The organism is Streptomyces kanasensis (genome assembly GCF_043077165.1).
In the GTDB taxonomy this organism is placed as follows: Bacteria; Actinomycetota; Actinomycetes; order Streptomycetales; family Streptomycetaceae; genus Streptomyces; species Streptomyces changanensis.
The window spans coordinates 530,692-548,639 of the sequence record NZ_JBIBSF010000003.1 but is presented as its reverse complement, the minus strand read 5'-3'; the positions used below and the strand labels follow the sequence as shown (position 1 = coordinate 548,639).

16 protein-coding genes and 1 pseudogene are annotated in these 17,948 nt (G+C 73.5%); 5 read left to right on the top strand and 12 right to left on the bottom strand.

The annotated features are described in order from the left end of the window. Window positions 1-66 precede the first annotated feature (66 nt). Together ACF053_RS11325 and aspS are read right to left on the bottom strand one after the other, a co-directional pair. Window positions 67-906, bottom strand: coding sequence for a L,D-transpeptidase family protein (locus tag ACF053_RS11325; RefSeq protein ID WP_391953626.1), 840 nt, complete (start codon window positions 904-906; stop codon window positions 67-69). A gap of 1,028 nt (window positions 907-1,934) precedes the next feature. Next, complete coding sequence (gene aspS / locus ACF053_RS11320; RefSeq protein WP_391953625.1) at window positions 1,935-3,701, bottom strand: aspartate--tRNA ligase; 1,767 nt, start codon at window positions 3,699-3,701, stop codon at window positions 1,935-1,937. A gap of 148 nt (window positions 3,702-3,849) precedes the next feature. On the opposite strand from aspS, the gene ACF053_RS11315 reads away from it, so the two are divergent. Next, window positions 3,850-5,967, top strand: a complete 2,118-nt coding sequence (locus ACF053_RS11315) for a SpoIIE family protein phosphatase (RefSeq protein ID WP_391953624.1) — start codon at window positions 3,850-3,852, stop codon at window positions 5,965-5,967. Between the two features lie 363 nt (window positions 5,968-6,330). Here the strand turns inward: ACF053_RS11315 and ACF053_RS11310 are convergent, their stop codons facing one another. The 5 genes from ACF053_RS11310 to ACF053_RS11290 form a co-directional block, all read right to left on the bottom strand. Beyond that, window positions 6,331-7,305, bottom strand: a complete 975-nt coding sequence (locus ACF053_RS11310; protein ID WP_058944044.1) for a pirin family protein — start codon at window positions 7,303-7,305, stop codon at window positions 6,331-6,333. A gap of 190 nt (window positions 7,306-7,495) precedes the next feature. Then, window positions 7,496-7,900, bottom strand: a complete 405-nt coding sequence (locus tag ACF053_RS11305) for a hypothetical protein (protein WP_391953623.1) — start codon at window positions 7,898-7,900, stop codon at window positions 7,496-7,498. 42 nt (window positions 7,901-7,942) lie between these two features. Continuing rightward, window positions 7,943-8,527 (bottom strand): hypothetical protein, encoded by a 585-nt coding sequence (locus tag ACF053_RS11300; protein ID WP_391953622.1) that lies wholly within the window; start codon window positions 8,525-8,527, stop codon window positions 7,943-7,945. Between the two features lie 304 nt (window positions 8,528-8,831). After that, window positions 8,832-9,284: an SseB family protein gene (locus ACF053_RS11295; RefSeq protein ID WP_058944046.1), complete on the bottom strand. Its 453-nt coding sequence runs from the start codon at window positions 9,282-9,284 to the stop codon at window positions 8,832-8,834. A gap of 55 nt (window positions 9,285-9,339) precedes the next feature. Next, window positions 9,340-9,672, bottom strand: coding sequence for a hypothetical protein (locus ACF053_RS11290; protein WP_391953621.1), 333 nt, complete (start codon window positions 9,670-9,672; stop codon window positions 9,340-9,342). Between the two features lie 57 nt (window positions 9,673-9,729). Here ACF053_RS11290 and ACF053_RS11285 point away from each other — a divergent pair, with 57 nt between their 5' ends. Further along, a complete protein-coding gene (locus ACF053_RS11285; RefSeq protein ID WP_058944048.1) occupies window positions 9,730-10,410 on the top strand; it encodes an SMI1/KNR4 family protein in 681 nt (226 codons plus the stop codon). Here the strand turns inward: ACF053_RS11285 and ACF053_RS11280 are convergent. The 3 genes and pseudogenes from ACF053_RS11280 to ACF053_RS11270 form a co-directional block, all read right to left on the bottom strand. Then, complete coding sequence (locus tag ACF053_RS11280) at window positions 10,400-10,687, bottom strand: DUF397 domain-containing protein (protein WP_391953706.1); 288 nt, start codon at window positions 10,685-10,687, stop codon at window positions 10,400-10,402. The two genes, ACF053_RS11285 and ACF053_RS11280, sit on opposite strands and share 11 nt — an antisense overlap. Beyond that, window positions 10,685-10,849, bottom strand: a pseudogene (locus tag ACF053_RS11275) (DUF397 domain-containing protein); the annotation flags it as partial. The gene ACF053_RS11280 and the pseudogene ACF053_RS11275, both read right to left, overlap by 3 nt. Next, on the bottom strand, window positions 10,830-11,504 hold the full coding sequence (locus tag ACF053_RS11270; protein WP_391953620.1) for a DUF5753 domain-containing protein: 675 nt from the start codon (window positions 11,502-11,504) through the stop codon (window positions 10,830-10,832). The gene ACF053_RS11270 and the pseudogene ACF053_RS11275, both read right to left, overlap by 20 nt. Before the next feature lie 108 nt (window positions 11,505-11,612). On the opposite strand from ACF053_RS11270, the gene ACF053_RS11265 reads away from it, so the two are divergent. Next, complete coding sequence (locus ACF053_RS11265) at window positions 11,613-13,439, top strand: acyl-CoA dehydrogenase (protein ID WP_228976058.1); 1,827 nt, start codon at window positions 11,613-11,615, stop codon at window positions 13,437-13,439. A 158-nt stretch (window positions 13,440-13,597) separates the two neighbouring features. Here ACF053_RS11265 and ACF053_RS11260 read toward each other — a convergent pair whose 3' ends face one another. After that, entirely contained in the window at window positions 13,598-14,068 is a 471-nt protein-coding gene (locus ACF053_RS11260) for a DUF6083 domain-containing protein (protein WP_391953619.1), read from the bottom strand. A gap of 133 nt (window positions 14,069-14,201) precedes the next feature. On the opposite strand from ACF053_RS11260, the gene ACF053_RS11255 reads away from it, so the two are divergent. Beyond that, window positions 14,202-15,497: a M18 family aminopeptidase gene (locus ACF053_RS11255; protein ID WP_391953618.1), complete on the top strand. Its 1,296-nt coding sequence runs from the start codon at window positions 14,202-14,204 to the stop codon at window positions 15,495-15,497. 82 nt (window positions 15,498-15,579) lie between these two features. Continuing rightward, window positions 15,580-15,816: a hypothetical protein gene (locus ACF053_RS11250; protein WP_391953617.1), complete on the top strand. Its 237-nt coding sequence runs from the start codon at window positions 15,580-15,582 to the stop codon at window positions 15,814-15,816. Window positions 15,817-16,076: 260 nt separating this feature from the next. Here the strand turns inward: ACF053_RS11250 and ACF053_RS11245 are convergent, their stop codons facing one another. Beyond that, window positions 16,077-17,912 (bottom strand): thioredoxin-like domain-containing protein, encoded by a 1,836-nt coding sequence (locus ACF053_RS11245; RefSeq protein WP_391953616.1) that lies wholly within the window; start codon window positions 17,910-17,912, stop codon window positions 16,077-16,079. Between the last annotated feature and the right edge of the window lie 36 nt (window positions 17,913-17,948).

Below are 17,948 nucleotides of genomic sequence, written 5' to 3'. Positions count from 1 at the left end.
CGGAACCCGGCCCCGTGCCCACGTCGGCGTCCGGGCCCGTGCCGGCGGGGCCGGGTGCCGGGCCCGTCAGCGGCTGAGACTGAGGACGTCGCCCATCACCACCACCGGCTTCTTCTCCGGGTCGAGCCAGCGCAGCAGCTCCCGCATGCGGTCGCGTTCGAGGGACACGCAGCCCTGCGTCGGGCCGTCGTGGTCCACGTGGATCCAGATGCCGCCGCCGCGCTCGTCGCCCCAGGGACGGGTCCAGTCCAGCGGCGTGACGCCCGGGCGACGGTTGTAGTTGATGGCGACGACGTAGTCGAACGACCCCTCCAGCGGCTCGCCGAGGGAGCCGTTGCCGGTGACGGTGAAGCCGTGGCCCTGCTCGTACGGCAGCCGCGCGCCCGGGTCGGGCAGGAGGCCGCCCGCGTCGGTGAGGCCGTACACGCCGATCGGGGAGCGCAGGTCGCCCTGGAGGTGGTGGTCGGTCCAGCCCTTCGCCGCGTTGTGCGCGGGCCACGGGTCGGACACGGCCGTCCAGCCGGTGACGGGGTCGAGTTCGTAGAGGGTCGCGGTGGAGGTGCTGGCGTCCCGGCCGTCGCCGCGGACCACGACGGCCTGCCGGCTGTCCTTGGGGATGCGGGCCCGGGTCGCGGGACCGAGGCCGGGGATGACGGGCCGGGTCGCGGGCGCCGGCGGCCCGGGCGCCGCCTTCGCTGCGGCGGCGCCCTCCCGGCCCGCGCCGGCGGGCTGCCGCTGCCGGTCGTCACCGGTCGGTGCCGGGGTGGGGCCGGCGGAGTGCCGCTGCCGGTCACCGCCCGCCGGGGCCTGGACCGGGTCGGCGGCGACGGTGCAGCCGGCCAGCGGCAGGAGCGGGAACAGCAGCGTCGCGGCCAGGACGAGGCGGGAGCGTCGCGGGACGGGCATGTCGGGCCTTTCGGTGGTGCTCGGGACGGAGGTCGCGTCGACGGGGGACGCCGCCGCGCCGGCAGGACGTGCCGGGGACGCCACAGCCAGTCTCGGCGCCGTCGCGCCGTCCGGCGCGTCACCCGCCGTCATCCGGAGGACCGGCCCGTCCTCCGCGCCGCACCGCCGCGTCCCTGTCGTCGCGTCCACGTACCCGCCGTCCTTCGTCATATGGGTGGTTCACACCCTGTCAACGCGGCGGCGGCCGATCGGGGTTGCGGGGCCGTCGGCGGGGGCGCGGCCCCTCGAACAGACGTGGCGCCCGGAGGCGGGGGGCCGGACATGACCCCGATCCGCCACCCCCGCCCCGCTCCCGACCCACCGCACGCGACCCCTCGGCCCACATGTCCGCCCCGAGCCACCACACCCGCCCCCTGCCACCGCCACCGGCACCGCCACCGCCACCGGCACCACGTCGGCCCCCGCGGCCCGCCGCCTTCGGCCCCCCGCCCCGCCCACCGCGCCCGACCGACCCGCCGCCGCCGCCGACCCGCCGTACCCGACCTCATCCCGCCCGCACGGGGCCCGCCCCCCAGCCCGCCGTGCCCGGCCCCCGGCCAGCGCCACGGCACCCGCCCCCGATCCGCCACGCCCGCCCTCCCGGCATCCGACCTCCGACCCACCCCCGGCCCACCCCCGCCCGCCGCCTCAGCCCGCGCCCGATCCCCGGCCCCCGGGCGGCCCTCGCCCGCCGCCTCCGGCACCCGGCCGCCGCCTCCGGCCACCGGCCCCCGGCGGCCCCACCCAACCCCGGTCGTCCCGGTCCGGCCTCCCGGCCCAGGGCCGGAGGCCCGCCCCAGGCCAGTCCGGTCCAAGCCGGCCCGGTCCAGGCAGGTCCGCTCCCCGGCCCCCGACCCCCGCACCCGGCCGGCCCCGCCCACGGCCCGCCCGCCCGCACGGGGCCCGCCCACCGCCCGGCCGGACCCCGTCCCGGGCATGGCGAAGGCCCCGGGACCGTGCGGTCCCGGGGCCTTCGGCCGACCGTTCTCCTACTTCTCCGACACCGGCTTGCGCAGCGCGATGTTCAGCTCCCGCAGGCGGGTCTCGTCCAGCTCGGTGGGCGCGCCCATCATCAGGTCCTGCGCGTTGCCGTTGAGCGGGAACGCGATGGTCTCGCGGATGTTCGGCTCGTCGGCGAGCAGCATGACGATGCGGTCGACGCCCGGGGCGATGCCGCCGTGCGGCGGGGCGCCGAAGCGGAACGCGCGGAGCATGCCCGCGAACTCCTGCTCGACGGTGTCGCGGTCGTACCCGGCGATCTCGAACGCCTTGATCATGATCTCGGGCTCGTGGTTCCGGATGGCACCCGAGGAGAGCTCGACGCCGTTGCAGACGATGTCGTACTGCCAGGCGAGGATGTCCAGCGGGTCCTTCTCCTCCAGGTCCTTCATGCCGCCCTGGGGCATGGAGAAGGGGTTGTGCGAGAAGTCGATCCTGCCGGTCTCCTCGTCCTTCTCGTACATCGGGAAGTCGACGATCCAGCAGAAGCGGAAGACGTTCTCCTCGAAGTGGCCGGCGCGCTTGGCGGCCTCGACGCGGACCGCGCCCATGATCTTGGAGACCTCGTCGACGTCACCGGCACCGAAGAAGACGGCGTGGCCCGGCTGCAGGCCGAGGCGGTCGGTGAGCGTCTTGACGTCGTCCTCGGTGAGGAACTTCGCGATCGGGCCGGTGAGGGCCATGTCCTCGCCGACGCGGATCCAGGCCAGGCCCTTCGCGCCGTGCTCGACGGCGAAGTCGCCCATCGAGTCGAAGAACTTCCGCGGCTGGTCCTGGACCGCCGGCACGGGCAGGGCGCGCACGTGCTTGCCGGCGAACGCCTTGAAGCCGGAGTCCGCGAAGACGTCCGTGATGTCGACGAGCTCCAGGCGGGCGCGCAGGTCGGGCTTGTCGGAGCCGTACTTCACCATCGCCTGGCGGAACGGGATCCGCGGGAACGGCGAGGTGACGTGGCGGCCGCCGCCGAACTCCTCGAACAGCTCCGTCATGAGCTTCTCGATCGGCTGGAAGACGTCCTCCTGCTCGACGAAGGACATCTCGACGTCGAGCTGGTAGAACTCGCCCGGCGAGCGGTCGGCGCGGGCGTCCTCGTCGCGGAAGCAGGGCGCGATCTGGAAGTAGCGGTCGAAGCCGGAGACCATCAGCAGCTGCTTGAACTGCTGGGGCGCCTGCGGCAGCGCGTAGAACTTGCCCGGGTTGAGGCGGGACGGCACGACGAAGTCACGGGCGCCCTCGGGGGAGGTCGCGGTGAGGATCGGCGTGGCCATCTCGTTGAAGCCGAGGGCGACCATCTTGTGGCGGATCGCGGAGATCACGGCCGTGCGCAGCATGATGTTGCGGTGCATGCGCTCGCGGCGCAGGTCGAGGAAGCGGTACTCCAGGCGCCGCTCCTCGTTCACGCCGTCGTCGGTGTTGATCGTGAACGGCAGCGGGCCGGCGGCGCCGAGCACCTCGACCTCGGCGACCTCGACCTCGACCTCGCCGGTGGGCAGGTCGGCGTTGACGTTCTCGGTGCCGCGGGAGACGACGCGGCCGTCGACACGGACCACGGACTCCTTGGTCTGCTTGTCGAGCGCCTCGTACGCGGCGGTGCCGGGCCGGGCGACGAGCTGCGTGATGCCGTAGTGATCGCGCAGATCGATGAAGAGGATGCCGCCCAGGTCGCGCCGATTGTGCAGCCAGCCGCTCAGCCGGACGTCGGTGTCGACGTCAGAGGCGCGGAGCTCGCCGCAGGTGTGGGACCTGTACCGATGCATCGTCGTTCATCCAGTCTTGGGTGGGTGGGTGGGGCTCGACCCGTCAAGGTTACCGTCCGCCCCCCGGCCGGTTTCCGGCATTGTCGAGCCGCGGTCCGCACCCCCCGTACGGTGGCGTCCGACTGGTGCACCTTCTTAAAGTGGGGCAATGCGCACCGAGGACGTCCTGGCCGCGATCCTGACCGGTCTGTGGCGTTGGGACAACGCGACCGGGATCGTCTCGCTGGACGCCGAGGCGGCCCGGCTGCTGGGGCTGCCGGCCGAGCCGGTCGAGCTGACGGAGGGCGCGATCCGCTCCCGTTTCCATCCGGTCGACTGGAACGAGATCGACGGGATCGTCAACCTGGCGGTGGCCGAGGGCACCCTCGCGGAGGCCCGGCTGCGCGTCATGGACGGGCGGGGCCGGGTGATCCGCACGCTGCGCAGCCGGTCGCGGCCCCTGGTGGACGGGCGCCGCTTCGAGCTGGTCGGCACGCTCCAGGAGGTGGCCGAGCAGCAGCCGGGGACGGCGGCGCGGACGCCGGTGACGGGCGACTGGCGGCGCTCGCGCGAGGCGTTCCTGCTGGACGCGGGGCGGGCGCTGGCCGAGGCGCGGTCGACGGCGGAGGTGCTGCGGGTGGCGGCGTCGCTGTCCATGCCCGGCTTCTCGCCGGACGGCCTCGCGGTGTTCGGCGTGGCGGGTGACCGGTTGACGATCATCGGCCACCACGGGCACAGCGCGGGCGACGAGGGCCCCTTCGCGGAGATGCCCCTGGACACGGACTACCCGGCCGCGGACGTGGTCCGCACCGGGCGGGCGATCTACCTGGCGACGCCGGAGGAGTACAAGGAGCGGTACCCGGCGGCGTGGCCGCTGGCGCAGCGGTTCGGGCGGGAGTCGTGGGCGTTCCTGCCGCTGATCGTGGCGGGCCGGACGATGGGCGCGTGGATGGCGGCGTTCGCGTACCGGGTGGGGTTCACGCCGGACGAGCGGTCGGTGCTCTCGACGGTGGCGCGGATGCTGGCGCAGGCGCTGGCCAGGGCCGAGGTCGCGGAGTCGGAGCGGGAGCTGTCGCTGGGCCTGCAGCGGACGATGATGCCGGTGCTGGGTCCCGCGGTGCCGGGCATGGAGGTCGCCGCGCGGTACGTGCCGACGGGCGGCGGGCTCCAGGTGGGCGGCGACTGGTACGACATGATCCAGCTCCCGGGCGGCCGGGCCGCCTTCGTCATCGGCGACGTGCAGGGCCACGACGTGCGGGCGGCGGGGCTGATGGGCCAGCTGCGGATCGCCCTGCGCGCGTACGCGGCGGAGGGCCACCGGCCGGACGCGGTGCTGTCGCGGGCGTCGCGGTTCCTGTACGGGATCACGGCGGGCGGCAGCGGCGACGCGGGCGACGCCTACGCCGGCGACGTCGACGCGGCACGGTTCGCGACGTGCCTGTACCTGGAGGTGGACCCGGCGACGGGCACGCTCGACATCGCCCGCGCGGGCCACCCGGAGCCGGCCGTCCTCATGGCCGACGGGACGGTGCTGATCAGGTCGACGGAGGGCGGTCTGCCGCTGGGCATCGTCCCGGACACGGACTACCCGACGACCCGGCTCACGCTGGAGCCGGGCGACACCCTGCTGCTCTGCACGGACGGCCTGCTGGAGACGGGCGGGCACGACATGGAGACGGGCTGGCTGCGGGTCCGCAAGCTGCTGGAGGAGTACGACCCGGCCACCGAGGACCTGGAGGTGCTGGCGGACTCGCTGGTGCACGCGGTGCACGGCCCCGGCTCCCACCACACGACGGGCCCGCTCGCCGACCGCCGCGAGGACGACATCGCGGTGCTGCTGCTGTCGCGCGCGGCGGCGGGGCCGGCCGGGCGGCAGGCGCCGCCGCGGCGGACGGTCCTCACGATCGCGCAGGCCGAGCCGGAGCGCATCGCCGGCGCCCGGCGGCAGCTGCGGGAGCTGCTGCACGACTGGGCGGACGGGGACCAGGTGGACTCGGCGGTCCTGATGGTGTCGGAGATGGTCACGAACGTCCTGGTGCACACCGACGGCGACGCGCTGCTGGTGGCGGAGGCCACCGGCGAGCAGGGTGCGCGGCGGCTGCGGGTGGAGGTCGCGGACGCCAGCGACGAGCTGCCGCACCGGCGCCGCCCGGGCGAGATGGCCTCGTCGGGTCGCGGGGTGCTGCTGATGGAGATGCTGGCGCACGCGTGGGGCGTGGACCCGCGGGGCGACGGCAAGTCGATCTGGTTCGAGCTGTACGAGGGCGGCGCCCCGGCCGCGGCCTGAGTCCCCCACCGCCGGGGCCGGTGGCACCCTCCGCGGGCCGAGCGGACCCCGCTCCGGCGGACCCGCCGACCCTGCGGCTGCGGCGGTGGCCGGGTGCGGGACCGCACAGAGTGCGACCCTCCGGCCCTGCGGCTGCGGCACTGACCGGACGCGCGCCCGGGCCGTGAGCGACACCGGATACGGACCCGGACCGCGAGCGACACCGGACGCGCGCCCGGACCGCGGGCGACACCCCGCCGGCCCCGCGGCGACGACGGCCGGATGCGGCCGGACCGTGAGCGGTGGGCGCGGCCCCGCCCCCGCACGCGCCCGTGGGCCCCGCCTGAGGCGGGGCCCACGGGGTGGCGCGGTGTCGGACGGGGGTCAGACGGGCAGGCCCTCGCCCATGCCGTGGACGGCGGGGACGCGGCCGAGCCTCCCGGCCTGGAAGTCCTCGAACGCCTGCATCAGCTCGTCCCGGGTGTTCATGACGAACGGCCCGTAGTGCGCCATGGGCTCCCGGATCGGGCGCCCGCCGAGGAGCACGACCTCCAGGTCCGGCGTGTGGCCGTCCTGCTTCTCGTCGGCGCGCACGGTGAGCGATCCGCCGTCGCCGAAGACGGCGGTCTGCCCGCTGTGGACGGGCCGGCGCTCGGCTCCGACGGTGCCGCGCCCGGCGAGGACGTACGCGAGGCCGTTGAAGTCCTGCCGCCAGGGCAGGGTGACCTCGGAGCCCGGCCGCAGCGTGGCGTGGACCATGGTGATCGGCGTGTGCGTGATGCCCGGCCCCTCGTGCCCGTCCAGCTCGCCGGCGATGACGCGCAGCAGCGCGCCGCCGTCGCCGGAGGTGAGGAGCTTGACGGAGCCGCCGCGGATGTCCTGGTAGCGGGGGTCCTTCATCTTGTCGGCGGCGGGGAGGTTCACCCACAGCTGGAGGCCGTGGAAGAGCCCGCCCGACATGACGAGCGACTCCGGCGGGGCCTCGATGTGCAGCAGCCCGGACCCGGCGGTCATCCACTGGGTGTCGCCGTTGGTGATGGTGCCGCCCCCGCCGTTGGAGTCCTGGTGGACGAAGGTCCCGTCGATCAGGTACGTGACCGTCTCGAAGCCGCGGTGCGGGTGCCAGGGGGTGCCCTTCGGCTCGCCCGGCGCGTACTCCACCTCGCCCATCTGGTCCATCATGATGAACGGGTCGAGGTGGCGGTAGTTGATCCCGGCGAACGCGCGGCGGACCGGGAAGCCCTCGCCCTCGAAGCCGCTGGGCGCGGTGGTCACGGCGAGCACCTTGCGGGCGGCGGCGCCGGTCGGCGCGGTGACGCGGGGCAGGGTGAGCGGGTTCTCGACGGTGACGGCAGGCATTGCGGACCTCCGGGTGTCGGCGGGGCGGCGTACGCCCACTTTAGTTGAAGCTTGAACTTCTTGCCAGGGGAACACCGCCCCGGGTCCCCTGATTCCCGTCCCGCGACGCTCCCCCGTCCCTCCGGTCGGCCTGTTCCCTCCCGTCCCGTCCACCGCCGCGCGGGACCGTGCGCGGCTCGCGGGCAGGGGGTCAGCGGGGTGCGGCGACGGCCTCCTCGACGGTCCGCACCAGCGCGGCGTCCCACGTCAGCAGGGACACCTCGGCCTGCCGCGGGGCGCCGTCCGGGCCGGTCGCCGTGCAGGTGAGGACCGTCCCGCCCCGCCCGCCACCGGTCGCCGCGCCGGTCGGGCCGGACAGCGCCAGGCCCCGCGCCCCGGGGGCGTCCAGGGTGGCGCCCGAGTGGCCCAGCGTGAGCCGGGCGGGCCGCGTCGACGGCCCGTGGGCGCGGACGCGGTACCGGCACCGCAGGGTGACCGGTTCACCCCGCCGGTACGCGGCGATACGCCGGGCCGCGCGGACCCGGTCGAGACTCCTGCCGCCCGCCCACAGCACCAGGTCCATCAGGGCGTGCAGGACGAACTCCACCACCAGCATGTGCGTGCTCCTCGGTTCGGATCGGGGTGATCAGGGGGTGCTTCAGCGGCTCTGCAGGGCGTCCAGCCCGGCAGCCATGCAGAGGGCGAGCGTCCGGTCGAGCGCGGGGTCCTGGATCCGCACCGCGTACCGGTCGCGCAGGCCCCACAACCGCTCGACCGACAGGACCGGCTCACCGTCGCGGACGAAGTCGAAGTGGTGGACGAAGGGGATCGGCGGCACGGGCACGACCGGCACGACCGCGTCCACGACCTCCCACGCGCGCCGGGCCAGCGCGACGCCGAGGCTGCGTTCGCGCCCGACGGCGGCCGGCTCCCCGCCCTGGCCCAGCTGCCAGGTGGACCGCAGCAGCGACGCCTTGACGTCCTTGCGGAACCAGCCGACCGGCTCCCCGTCCGCGCCGGTCACGTCGTACACACCGCCGAAGTCGATCACCTTGCGGGCCGTGAACCCGCCGACCACCCGCGACCGGTCCTCCCCGGTCCAGAAGGTCAGCTCCTCCTTCAGGGCGAACCGCTTCTGTTCGGCGAACGCCAGGACGTCACCGCCGTCCGGCCCCGTGACGACGTACCGGTTCACCAGCGGGGTGATCTTCTGCGTCATCAGGAATTCGCTCAGCTGCTCCACAGGGGAACAGTAGGCAGGCCCCGGGGCCCGATCCCTACTCCTCAGGGGGGAGAGCGACCCCCGCCGACCGGGGGGGTTCTGCTCCCCTCCGCCTCGTCCACCACGACCCGCACTGCCGTCGGAGCGTGGACCCGGACGAGACGCGCGCGGCGGTGGGGCGACAGCTTCGACGTGACCGGCTGGAGGAGCTGCTGCGGGAGGAGGAGACGGCTATCGGCCCGCCGCGCCCGATGTCACGGCGTGGGCGGGAGAAGGTCCTTCGCAACGCGGAAGCCAAGGCAGCACAGGAGCCGCCCGCGTGTGACTAGCCGTACATGCGGCGCATGGCGAAGTCGACCATCTCCTCGACCGCCTTCGCGTCGAAGACGATCCGGTGGTCGCCCTCCATGTCGAGGACGAAGCCGTACCCGGTCGGCAGCAGGTCCAGCACCTCGGCGCCGGTGATCACGAAGTACTTGGACTCCTTGCCGGCGTACCGGCGCAGCTGCTTCAGCGACGTGAACATCGGGATGACCGGCTGCTGCGTGTTGTGCAGGGCCAGGAAGCCCGGGTTGTCACCGCGCGGGCAGTAGACCTTCGACGTGGCGAAGATCTGCTGGAAGTCCTCGGCGGAGAGCGAACCGGTGGTGAACGCCCGCACGGCGTCGGCGAGCGAGGGCGGCGACGGCTCCGGGTACAGCGGCGGCTGCTGCGCGTACCCCTGCTGGGGCGGCGCGTACTGCTGCTGGGCACCCTGGTTCTGCTCGTAGCCGTACATGCACGCAAGGGTACTGAGTGCGCGCCGCGCCCGTGACGCGTCCCCGGCCGTGCCCTCAGTCGCCCAGCAGGTCCACGACGATCAGCGCGACGGTGGGGACGGACGACGCCGCCACCGCCACCGACCAGTACACCCGTCCGCGCACCCCCGCCCGGCGCCGCAGGGGCCTGTTCACGAGCCACCAGCCCAGCCCGAACAGCACCAGGACCGGCGTCGCGACGATGAACCACGGCAGCATGCCGTCGTTCTCGGTGGGCTCCGCCTGCGTCCACCCGAGCCCGGCCAGCGGCCAGTTCGACGCCCAGTACCAGACCAGCCAGACCGGTACGACCCCCGGAACGCCGAGGACCAGGTTCACTCCCGCGCCCGCCGCCAGCCACTTCCGCATCCGGGCAGTCTCCCAGGGTGGTCGGGGGTGGCCGCGATGGGGCCTAGGGTCTCGGTCATGAGTACGCACATGTGGGCGGGCGTTCGCGAGCGGGTCACGGCACTGGCGGGATCGCCCGGCGTGGAGGCGGTGTTCGGCTTCCCCCGGGGCGGTGCGCCCCTGGAGGAGCCGTTGACGGCCGGGGAGTTGGCGGAGCTGGAGCGGTACGTGGGCGTGCGGCTCCCGGAGGAGTACCGCGGCTTCCTGCTGCACGTCGGCGCGGGCGGCGCCGGCCCCGCGTACGGGGTGTACCCGGTGCGCCGCGGCCCGGACGGCGCGTGGGCCTGGCACGGCGACGGCGCGGACATGACGCTGCCCACGCGGCTCGCCGAGCCGTTCCCGGTGGACCGGGTCGACCCCGCCGTCCTCGACGCGCTGCTGGACGAGCAGCCGGACGAGGAGGAGTACGACGACGAGGACGAGTTCGACGCGGCGAACGACGCGTGGGAGGACCGCATGGGCGACGTCCTGTGGACGGACGAGATCACGGTGGGCGCCGTGTGCCTCTCCACCACGGGCTGCGCCCAGCGGCAGTGGCTCGTCGTCTCCGGCCCCGAACGCGGCGCCATGTGGGACGACCCGCGCTGCGACGACGCCGACCTGGAGCCGATGGGCGTCACCTTCGGCGAGTGGTATCTGGAGTGGCTCGCGGAGGCCGAGCGGAAGGCGGGCGTGGCGGCGGAGCCGGTCAGCCCCTGAACGCCCCGCCCTTCAGCCCCCGCACGAACGGCACCCACGCGCGGGCACTGACCACGAGGACGTCCCCGTCCGGCACCTTGGAGTCACGCACGGGGACGACCCCGGGGACGTCGTCGGCGACTTCTAGGCAGTTGCCACCCGAGGTGTTGCTGTGGCTGCTCTTGCGCCACGCGGCGGCGCCCGGAAATCCCTCACCTACTTCGACGCACTCGCCACCATCACCGTTGCTGTGGGTGCTCTTGCGCCACGAGGCGGCCCCGGGGAAGTCACCGGCCACTTCGACGCAGTTCCCGCCGTCTCCGTTGCTGTAGCTGCTCTTGCGCCACGTGGCCGCCCCGAGAAAACCCTCGGCTACCTCGACGCAGTTGCCGCCCGACCCATTGCTGTAGCTGCTCTTCCGCCACGCGGCGGCACTCAAGTCAACGCGGTTGCTTGCCATGTCGGTAGTCCTCAGCCGCTGATTCGATCAAGGCGAGGGACGCCTCTGACGGAAGCGCGGCGGCCCTGAGCAGATCGTACGACTTCCGATACGCCGTCACGAGGGCTGGCTCGTCAATGGTGTGGCCGGTGTGCAGCGACTCGGTGTAGACGAGCGGCGGGGCATCAGCAAAGGTCATGATCAGAGCCGTGCCAAGCATGAACGGGTGCGCCCCGGCGCTCCACGGCAGCACCTGTGGAAAGATCCGCCGCCGCCGCACAAGGCCCGCGATGTGGACCAGTTGGTCGGCCATGGCCTCAGGCGGCAACACCGGCTGGCGTAACAGCGACTCGTGGAGGATCACCCAGTAGGTGGGTGTCCCGTGGTCGTCCTCGAAGAGAGACGCTCGTGCCAGTCGCGCCTGAACTTTGACCTCCGTTTCCTCGTCGGCTTCCAGCGGGTGGGTGGCGCGGACGACGGCCCGGGCGTACGCACCTGTCTGAAGCAAGCCGGGGAAGACGGTCGGACACCACTCCTCGATCGACAGAGCGTGCTTCTCCGCCTCCAGCACCCGCTCGAAGTACTCGGCGTGGCCCGATCGGCGGGCCCGCCGTACGTCCTCGCAGCAGCGGCCCTCGCCGAGGTGCTGCGCCGGGGTAGGGGCGAAGCTCGTCACAATTCGGGCGGCAGGGGTTGCCCTTATTACCCACGGGTAGCATCATCGTACCTACTAGCTGGTAGCTGCACGAGGAACCTGCCTCCCGATCCTTACGGAGCCGTCGCCATGGGGCACTACAAGTCGAATCTCCGCGACATCGAGTTCAACCTCTTCGAGGTACTCGGGCGCGACAAGGTGTACGGCACCGGTCCGTTCGAGGAGATGGACGTCGAGACCGCCAAGAGCGTCCTCGACGAGCTCTGCCGCCTCGCGGAGAACGAGTTCGCCGAGTCCTTCACCGACGCGGACCGCAACCCGCCGGTCTTCGACCCGGAGACGAACACCGCGCCGATCCCGGCGTCGTTCAAGAAGTCGTACAAGGCGTTCATGGACTCCGAGTACTGGCGCCTGGGCCTGCCGGAGGAGATCGGCGGCACCACCTCGCCGCGCTCCCTGATCTGGGCGTACGCGGAGCTGATCCTCGGCTCGAACCCGGCCGTGTGGATGTACTCCTCCGGCCCCGCCTTCGCCGGCATCCTCTTCGAGGAGGGCAACGAGGCGCAGAAGAAGGTCGCCGAGATCGCCGTCGAGAAGCAGTGGGGCTCGACCATGGTGCTCACCGAGCCGGACGCCGGCTCGGACGTCGGCGCCGGCCGCACCAAGGCCGTGCAGCAGGAGGACGGCTCCTGGCACATCGAGGGCGTGAAGCGCTTCATCACGTCCGGTGAGCACGACATGTCGGAGAACATCCTCCACTACGTCCTCGCCCGCCCCGAGGGTGCCGGTCCGGGCACCAAGGGCCTGTCGCTCTTCCTCGTCCCGAAGTACCACTTCGACTGGGAGACCGGCGAGCTGGGCGAGCGCAACGGCGTCTACGCCACGAACGTCGAGCACAAGATGGGCCTCAAGGCGTCCAACACGTGCGAGATGACCTTCGGCGACAAGCACCCCGCCAAGGGCTGGCTCATCGGCGACAAGCACGACGGCATCCGCCAGATGTTCCGCATCATCGAGTTCGCCCGGATGATGGTCGGCACGAAGGCCATCGCCACCCTGTCGACGGGCTACCTGAACGCGCTGGAGTACGCCAAGGAGCGCGTGCAGGGCCCCGACCTGGCGAACTTCATGGACAAGACCGCGCCGAAGGTCACCATCACGCACCACCCCGACGTGCGCCGCTCGCTCATGACGCAGAAGGCGTACGCGGAGGGCATGCGCGCCCTCGTCATGTACACCGCCGCGGTCCAGGACGAGATCCAGGTCAAGGAAGCGGCCGGCGAGGACGCCAAGGCGCTGATCGGCCTGAACGACCTGCTCCTGCCGATCGTCAAGGGCTACGGCTCCGAGCGCTCCTACGAGCAGCTCGCCCAGTCGCTCCAGACCTTCGGCGGCTCCGGGTACCTCCAGGAGTACCCGATCGAGCAGTACATCCGCGACGCCAAGATCGACACCCTCTACGAGGGCACCACGGCGATCCAGGGCCAGGACTTCTTCTTCCGGAAGATCGTCCGCGACCAGGGCGCCTCGCTGAACGCCCTCTCCGAGGAGATCAAGAAGTTCCTCGCGGTCGGCACCGGCGGCGAGGAGCTGGCCGGCGCCCGCGAGGCGCTCGCCAAGGCCGCCGTCGACCTGGAGGCGATCGTCGGCACGATGCTGACCGACCTCACCGCCACGGGCGAGGACGTCAAGAACATCTACAAGGTCGGCCTCAACACCACGCGCCTGCTGATGGCCTCCGGTGACGTCGTCGTCGGCTACCTCCTGCTGCGCGGCGCGGCCGTGGCGGCGGAGAAGCTGGAGACGGCCTCCGCCAAGGACCGGGCCTTCTACCAGGGCAAGATCGCGGCGGCGAAGTTCTTCGCGGCCAACGTCCTGCCGGGCGTCGCCACCGAGCGCCTCATCGCCGAGGGCGTCGACAACTCCCTGATGGAGCTGGACGAGGCGGCCTTCTGAGCCACCCCCCGCGCGCGGCCTGACGGCCCGCTTCCCCGGACGGTCCGGTCCGGGGAAGCGGGCCGTCCGCCGTTCCGGACCGACCGGGTTCGCGGGCCCCTCCGCACCGGCCCCCGGCCCCCGGCTCCCGGCTCCCGCCTCCCCGGTCCCCGGCGCGCTCACCCGGCGTGGGCCCGCCCCGGGCACACGTCGAAGTGGCTGACCCGGCACGTGTCCGACGGGACGGCACCCCGCAGGTGCACCGCCGTGCCGTCCCCCGCTATGTACCAGCGCCGCCCCCGCGGCACCCCCGCCACCGGCCGCGCGCCGGGCTCCATCGCCACCCACCGGTCGCCCGCCGTCCGGTGCCAGCGCGCGCGGCCCCCGCAGTACCGGCACGTCATCACCGAGCCCGTACGCGGCGACGGCACCCGCGGCAGGCCCCCCGACGCCCGCAGCGCCGCGGCCGTCACCGGCAGGACCTCCCCCAGCCGCACCGGGTCACGGTCCGGCGAACCGGTCCCCGCCCTCGTGCAGTCCGGGCAGAGCGGCATCAGCAGGGCCGCGCTCCACTGCCCGCCGGGAGCCCCGCACGCCGCGCAGGCGGGCCCGGCCGTCGGCGTGGCGGCCGCGGTCGTCGTCGTCTCCACCAGTGCACCTCCGGTCACGCGTCGGTCGACGGTGTGTCGTCCTCGATGCTCGCAGCCACCACTGACAACGCCCCGTCACCCACCACGCCCCAACCCCTGCGCCCACCCCCGCGCCCGCCCGTATGGTGTGGGCATGAGCAGCTCTCCCACCCGGTTCGACCGCGGCCACACCGACGACCTGATGACGTTCCTCACGGACTCGCCCTCGCCGTACCACGCCGTGGCGACCGCCGCCGAGCGGCTGGAGAAGGCCGGCTTCCGGCAGGTCGAGGAGACCGCCGCGTGGGACGGCACCACCGGCGGCCGGTACGTCGTCCGCGGCGGCGCGATCATCGCGTGGTACGTGCCGGAGGGCGCCGCCCCCCACACCCCCTTCCGCGTCGTCGGCGCGCACACCGACTCCCCCAACCTCCGCGTCAAGCCCCGCCCCGACAGCGGCGCCCACGGCTGGCGCCAGGTCGCCGTCGAGATCTACGGCGGACCCCTGCTGAACTCCTGGCTCGACCGCGACCTCGGCATCGCCGGCCGCCTCACCCTCCGCGACGGCACCCACCGGCTCGTCAACGTCGACCGGCCCCTGCTGCGCGTGCCGCAGCTCGCCATCCATCTCGACCGCGGCGCCAACGACGGCCTCAAGCTGGACCGCCAGCGCCACATGCAGCCCATCTGGGGCCTCGGCGAGGACGTCCGCGAAGGCGACCTCGTCCGCTTCCTCGCCGAGGGCGCCGGCCTCGACGCCGAGGACGTCACCGGCTGGGACCTCATGGTCCACTCCGTCGAGCCGCCCGCCTACCTCGGCCGCGACCGCGAACTCCTCGCCGCACCGCGCCTCGACAACCTGCTCTCCGTCCACGCCGGCACCGCCGCGCTCGCCGCCGTCGCCACCGCCGGAACCACGCCCGCGCACATCCCCGTCCTCGCCGCCTTCGACCACGAGGAGAACGGCTCCGAGTCCGACACCGGCGCCCAGGGACCCCTCCTCGGCACCGTGCTGGAACGATCCGTCTACGCCCGCGGCGGCACCTACGAGGACCGCGCCCGCGCCTTCGCCGGCACCGTCTGCCTCTCCTCCGACGTCGGCCACGCCGTCCACCCCAACTACGCCGAGCGGCACGACCCCACGCACCACCCCCGCCCCAACGGCGGCCCCATCCTCAAGGTGAACGTCAACCAGCGGTACGCCACCGACGGCAGCGGCCGTGCCGTCTTCGCCGCGGCCTGCGAGGAGGCCGACGTGCCCTGGCAGACCTTCGTCTCCAACAACGACCTGCCCTGCGGCACCACCATCGGCCCCATCACCGCCGCCCGGCACGGCATCCGCACCGTCGACATCGGTGTCGCCTGCCTCTCCATGCACAGCGCGCGCGAGCTGTGCGGCGCCGACGACCCGTTCCTCCTCGCCAACTCCCTGGTGGCCTTCCTCAAGTGACTCCGGCGGCCGAGGCGTTGCGGCGCCCTGAGCGGGTACCCGTGAGGTCTCGGCACCAAGGAGAGGAACGAGGAGGCACATCATGGGCCTGGGCGGCTGCCTACTGCTCATCGCGGGAGGCGCGATCCTCACGTTCGCGACCGACTGGCAGATCAGCGGCTTCAACCTGGACGTGGCAGGACTCATCATGATGGCGGTGGGCCTCATCGGCGTCGCCGTCTACAGCAGCGTGCTGCGGCGCCGCAGGGCGGTGGTCCCGCCGGTCGCACCGACCGTCGTCGAGACCGACCCCTACGGCCGCGACGGCCGCGCGCTCTGAGCGCCGGCCGTACGACGACCGACGCCGACACCCACCGCACCCCCGCGGAGACAACCGCGACAACACCCCGGTGACACCGTGTCGGCACGGTTCCGCCGGAACACCGGACGGCCCCCGGACACCGTCGGGGGCCGTCCCGTGCGCGGGAGCCCGCCGTCGACGCGGCCGGACGGGCCACCCTGCTCGCCCTCGCCGGCGCGGGCGTCCCCCCGGTACGACGAACACCCGCCCCCCGGCGAGCACGTGACCGACGGGCCGCGCTACGCGTCCAGGCCCGCCAGGATCAGCGGGAGACGGCTCGCACCGCCCTCGACCACCTTCACCGGCACGCCCCAGTCCTGCTGGTGCACGTGGCACGCCGGGTACTCGTTCGCCGGGTCGTCGTCACACGACGCCGCCATCGCCGACACGTGCAACACGCCCTCCGGCACCGACGGGTCGAGCTCCAGCTCCCGGAACAGGTCCGTCCCCGTCCCCGCGCCACCCGCCAGCAGCTCCGGCGGCGTCGCCGACACCAGCAGCCGCGTCGACGGGCCGTACCGCTCGTCCAGCTTCTGCCCGGACGGCGCCCGGAACACCACGTCCAGGCGGAGCGCCCCCGGCGCGACCTCCGTCGCCTCACGTCGCGTGCGGTGCGCGACCGCGTCCACCCGCACGGCCTCCTCCGGCAGCCGCAGCCGGGTCAGCCGGTGCCGCGCCGACTCCACCACGACGACGTCCCCGCCGACCAGGACCGCGTCGCTGGGCTCCCGCAGGTCCGTCGCCAGCGTGCTGACCTCACCGCTCGCCGGGTCGAAGCGGCGCAGCGCGTGGTTGTACGTGTCGCACACCGCCACCGACCCGTCCGGCAGCGCCGTCACCCCGAGCGGGTGCTGCAGCAGCGCCTGCCCCGCGTCCCCGTCACGGTGGCCGAAGTCGAACAGGCCCGTCCCCACCGCCGTGTGCACCACGCCGTCCACGTCGACCCAGCGCAGCGCGCTCGTCTCCGAGTCCGCCACCCACAACCGGTCCCCGGTCGCGGCCAGCCCCGACGGTTGCGCGAACCACGCCTCGGCCGCCGGGCCGTCCACCAGGCCCTCGTTCGTCGTGCCCGCGGCGACCTCCACCGTGCCCGCCTCCGGGTCGTACGCCCACAGCTGGTGCACGCCCGCCATCGCGATCCACACGCGCCCCTGCCACCAGGCCACGTCCCACGGCGACGACAGCGCCACCTCACGCGCCGCCCCGGAGGTCGGCGAGCCCTGCATCCACTGCGCGCCCGTACCGGCCAGCGTGGACACCTCACCGGTCGCCGGGTCCAGCGCCCGCAGCGCGTGGTTCACCGTGTCGGCGACGACCACCCGCCCGTCGGGCAGCAGGCACAGCCCCTGCGGCTCGCTGAACCGCGCCGCTCCCGCACCGCCGTCGGCGAGCCCGCGCTCCCCGTCGCCGTACCGCCGCACCACCGTCTCGCCGTCCGCCGCCAGCTCGACCAGCCGGTGCCGGGTCGTGTCGGAGACCAGGAGGTTCCCGGACTCCAGGAGCAGCGCCTTCCCGGGGAACCGCAGGTGCGTGGCGACCGGCTCCGGCGGCACGTACGGCCCGTCCCCGCGCCGCAGCGTGCCCTTCGCCTCGTGCTCGGCCTCCAGCTCCGCCACGAGCGTCTCGATGGCCCGCGCGTGACCCTCACCGGCGTGCTGCGCGACGACGTACCCCTCGGGGTCGATCACGACGAGCGTCGGCCAGGCCCGCACGGCGTACTGCTTCCACGTCGCGAGCTCCGGGTCGTCCAGCACGGGGTGCTCCACCCCGTACCGCTCGACGGCGTCGACGACGGCCTGGTGCTCGGCCTCGTGCACGAACTTCGGCGAGTGCACGCCGACGATCACGACGGTGTCGCGGTGCTTCTCCTCCAGCTCCCGCAGCTCGTCGAGGACGTGCAGGCAGTTGATGCAGCAGAACGTCCAGAAGTCGAGGATCACGATCTTGCCGCGCAGGTCGGCGAGGGTCAGCTCGGTGCCTCCCGTGTTGAGCCAGCCGCCCTTGCCGATCAGCTCGGGGGCACGGACACGGGCACGGCGGGGCGCGGGGGTGGGCGCCGGGGCAGCATCGTTCATCCTTCAAGCTTGCCATCCGGTCATGACCCTCCGGTC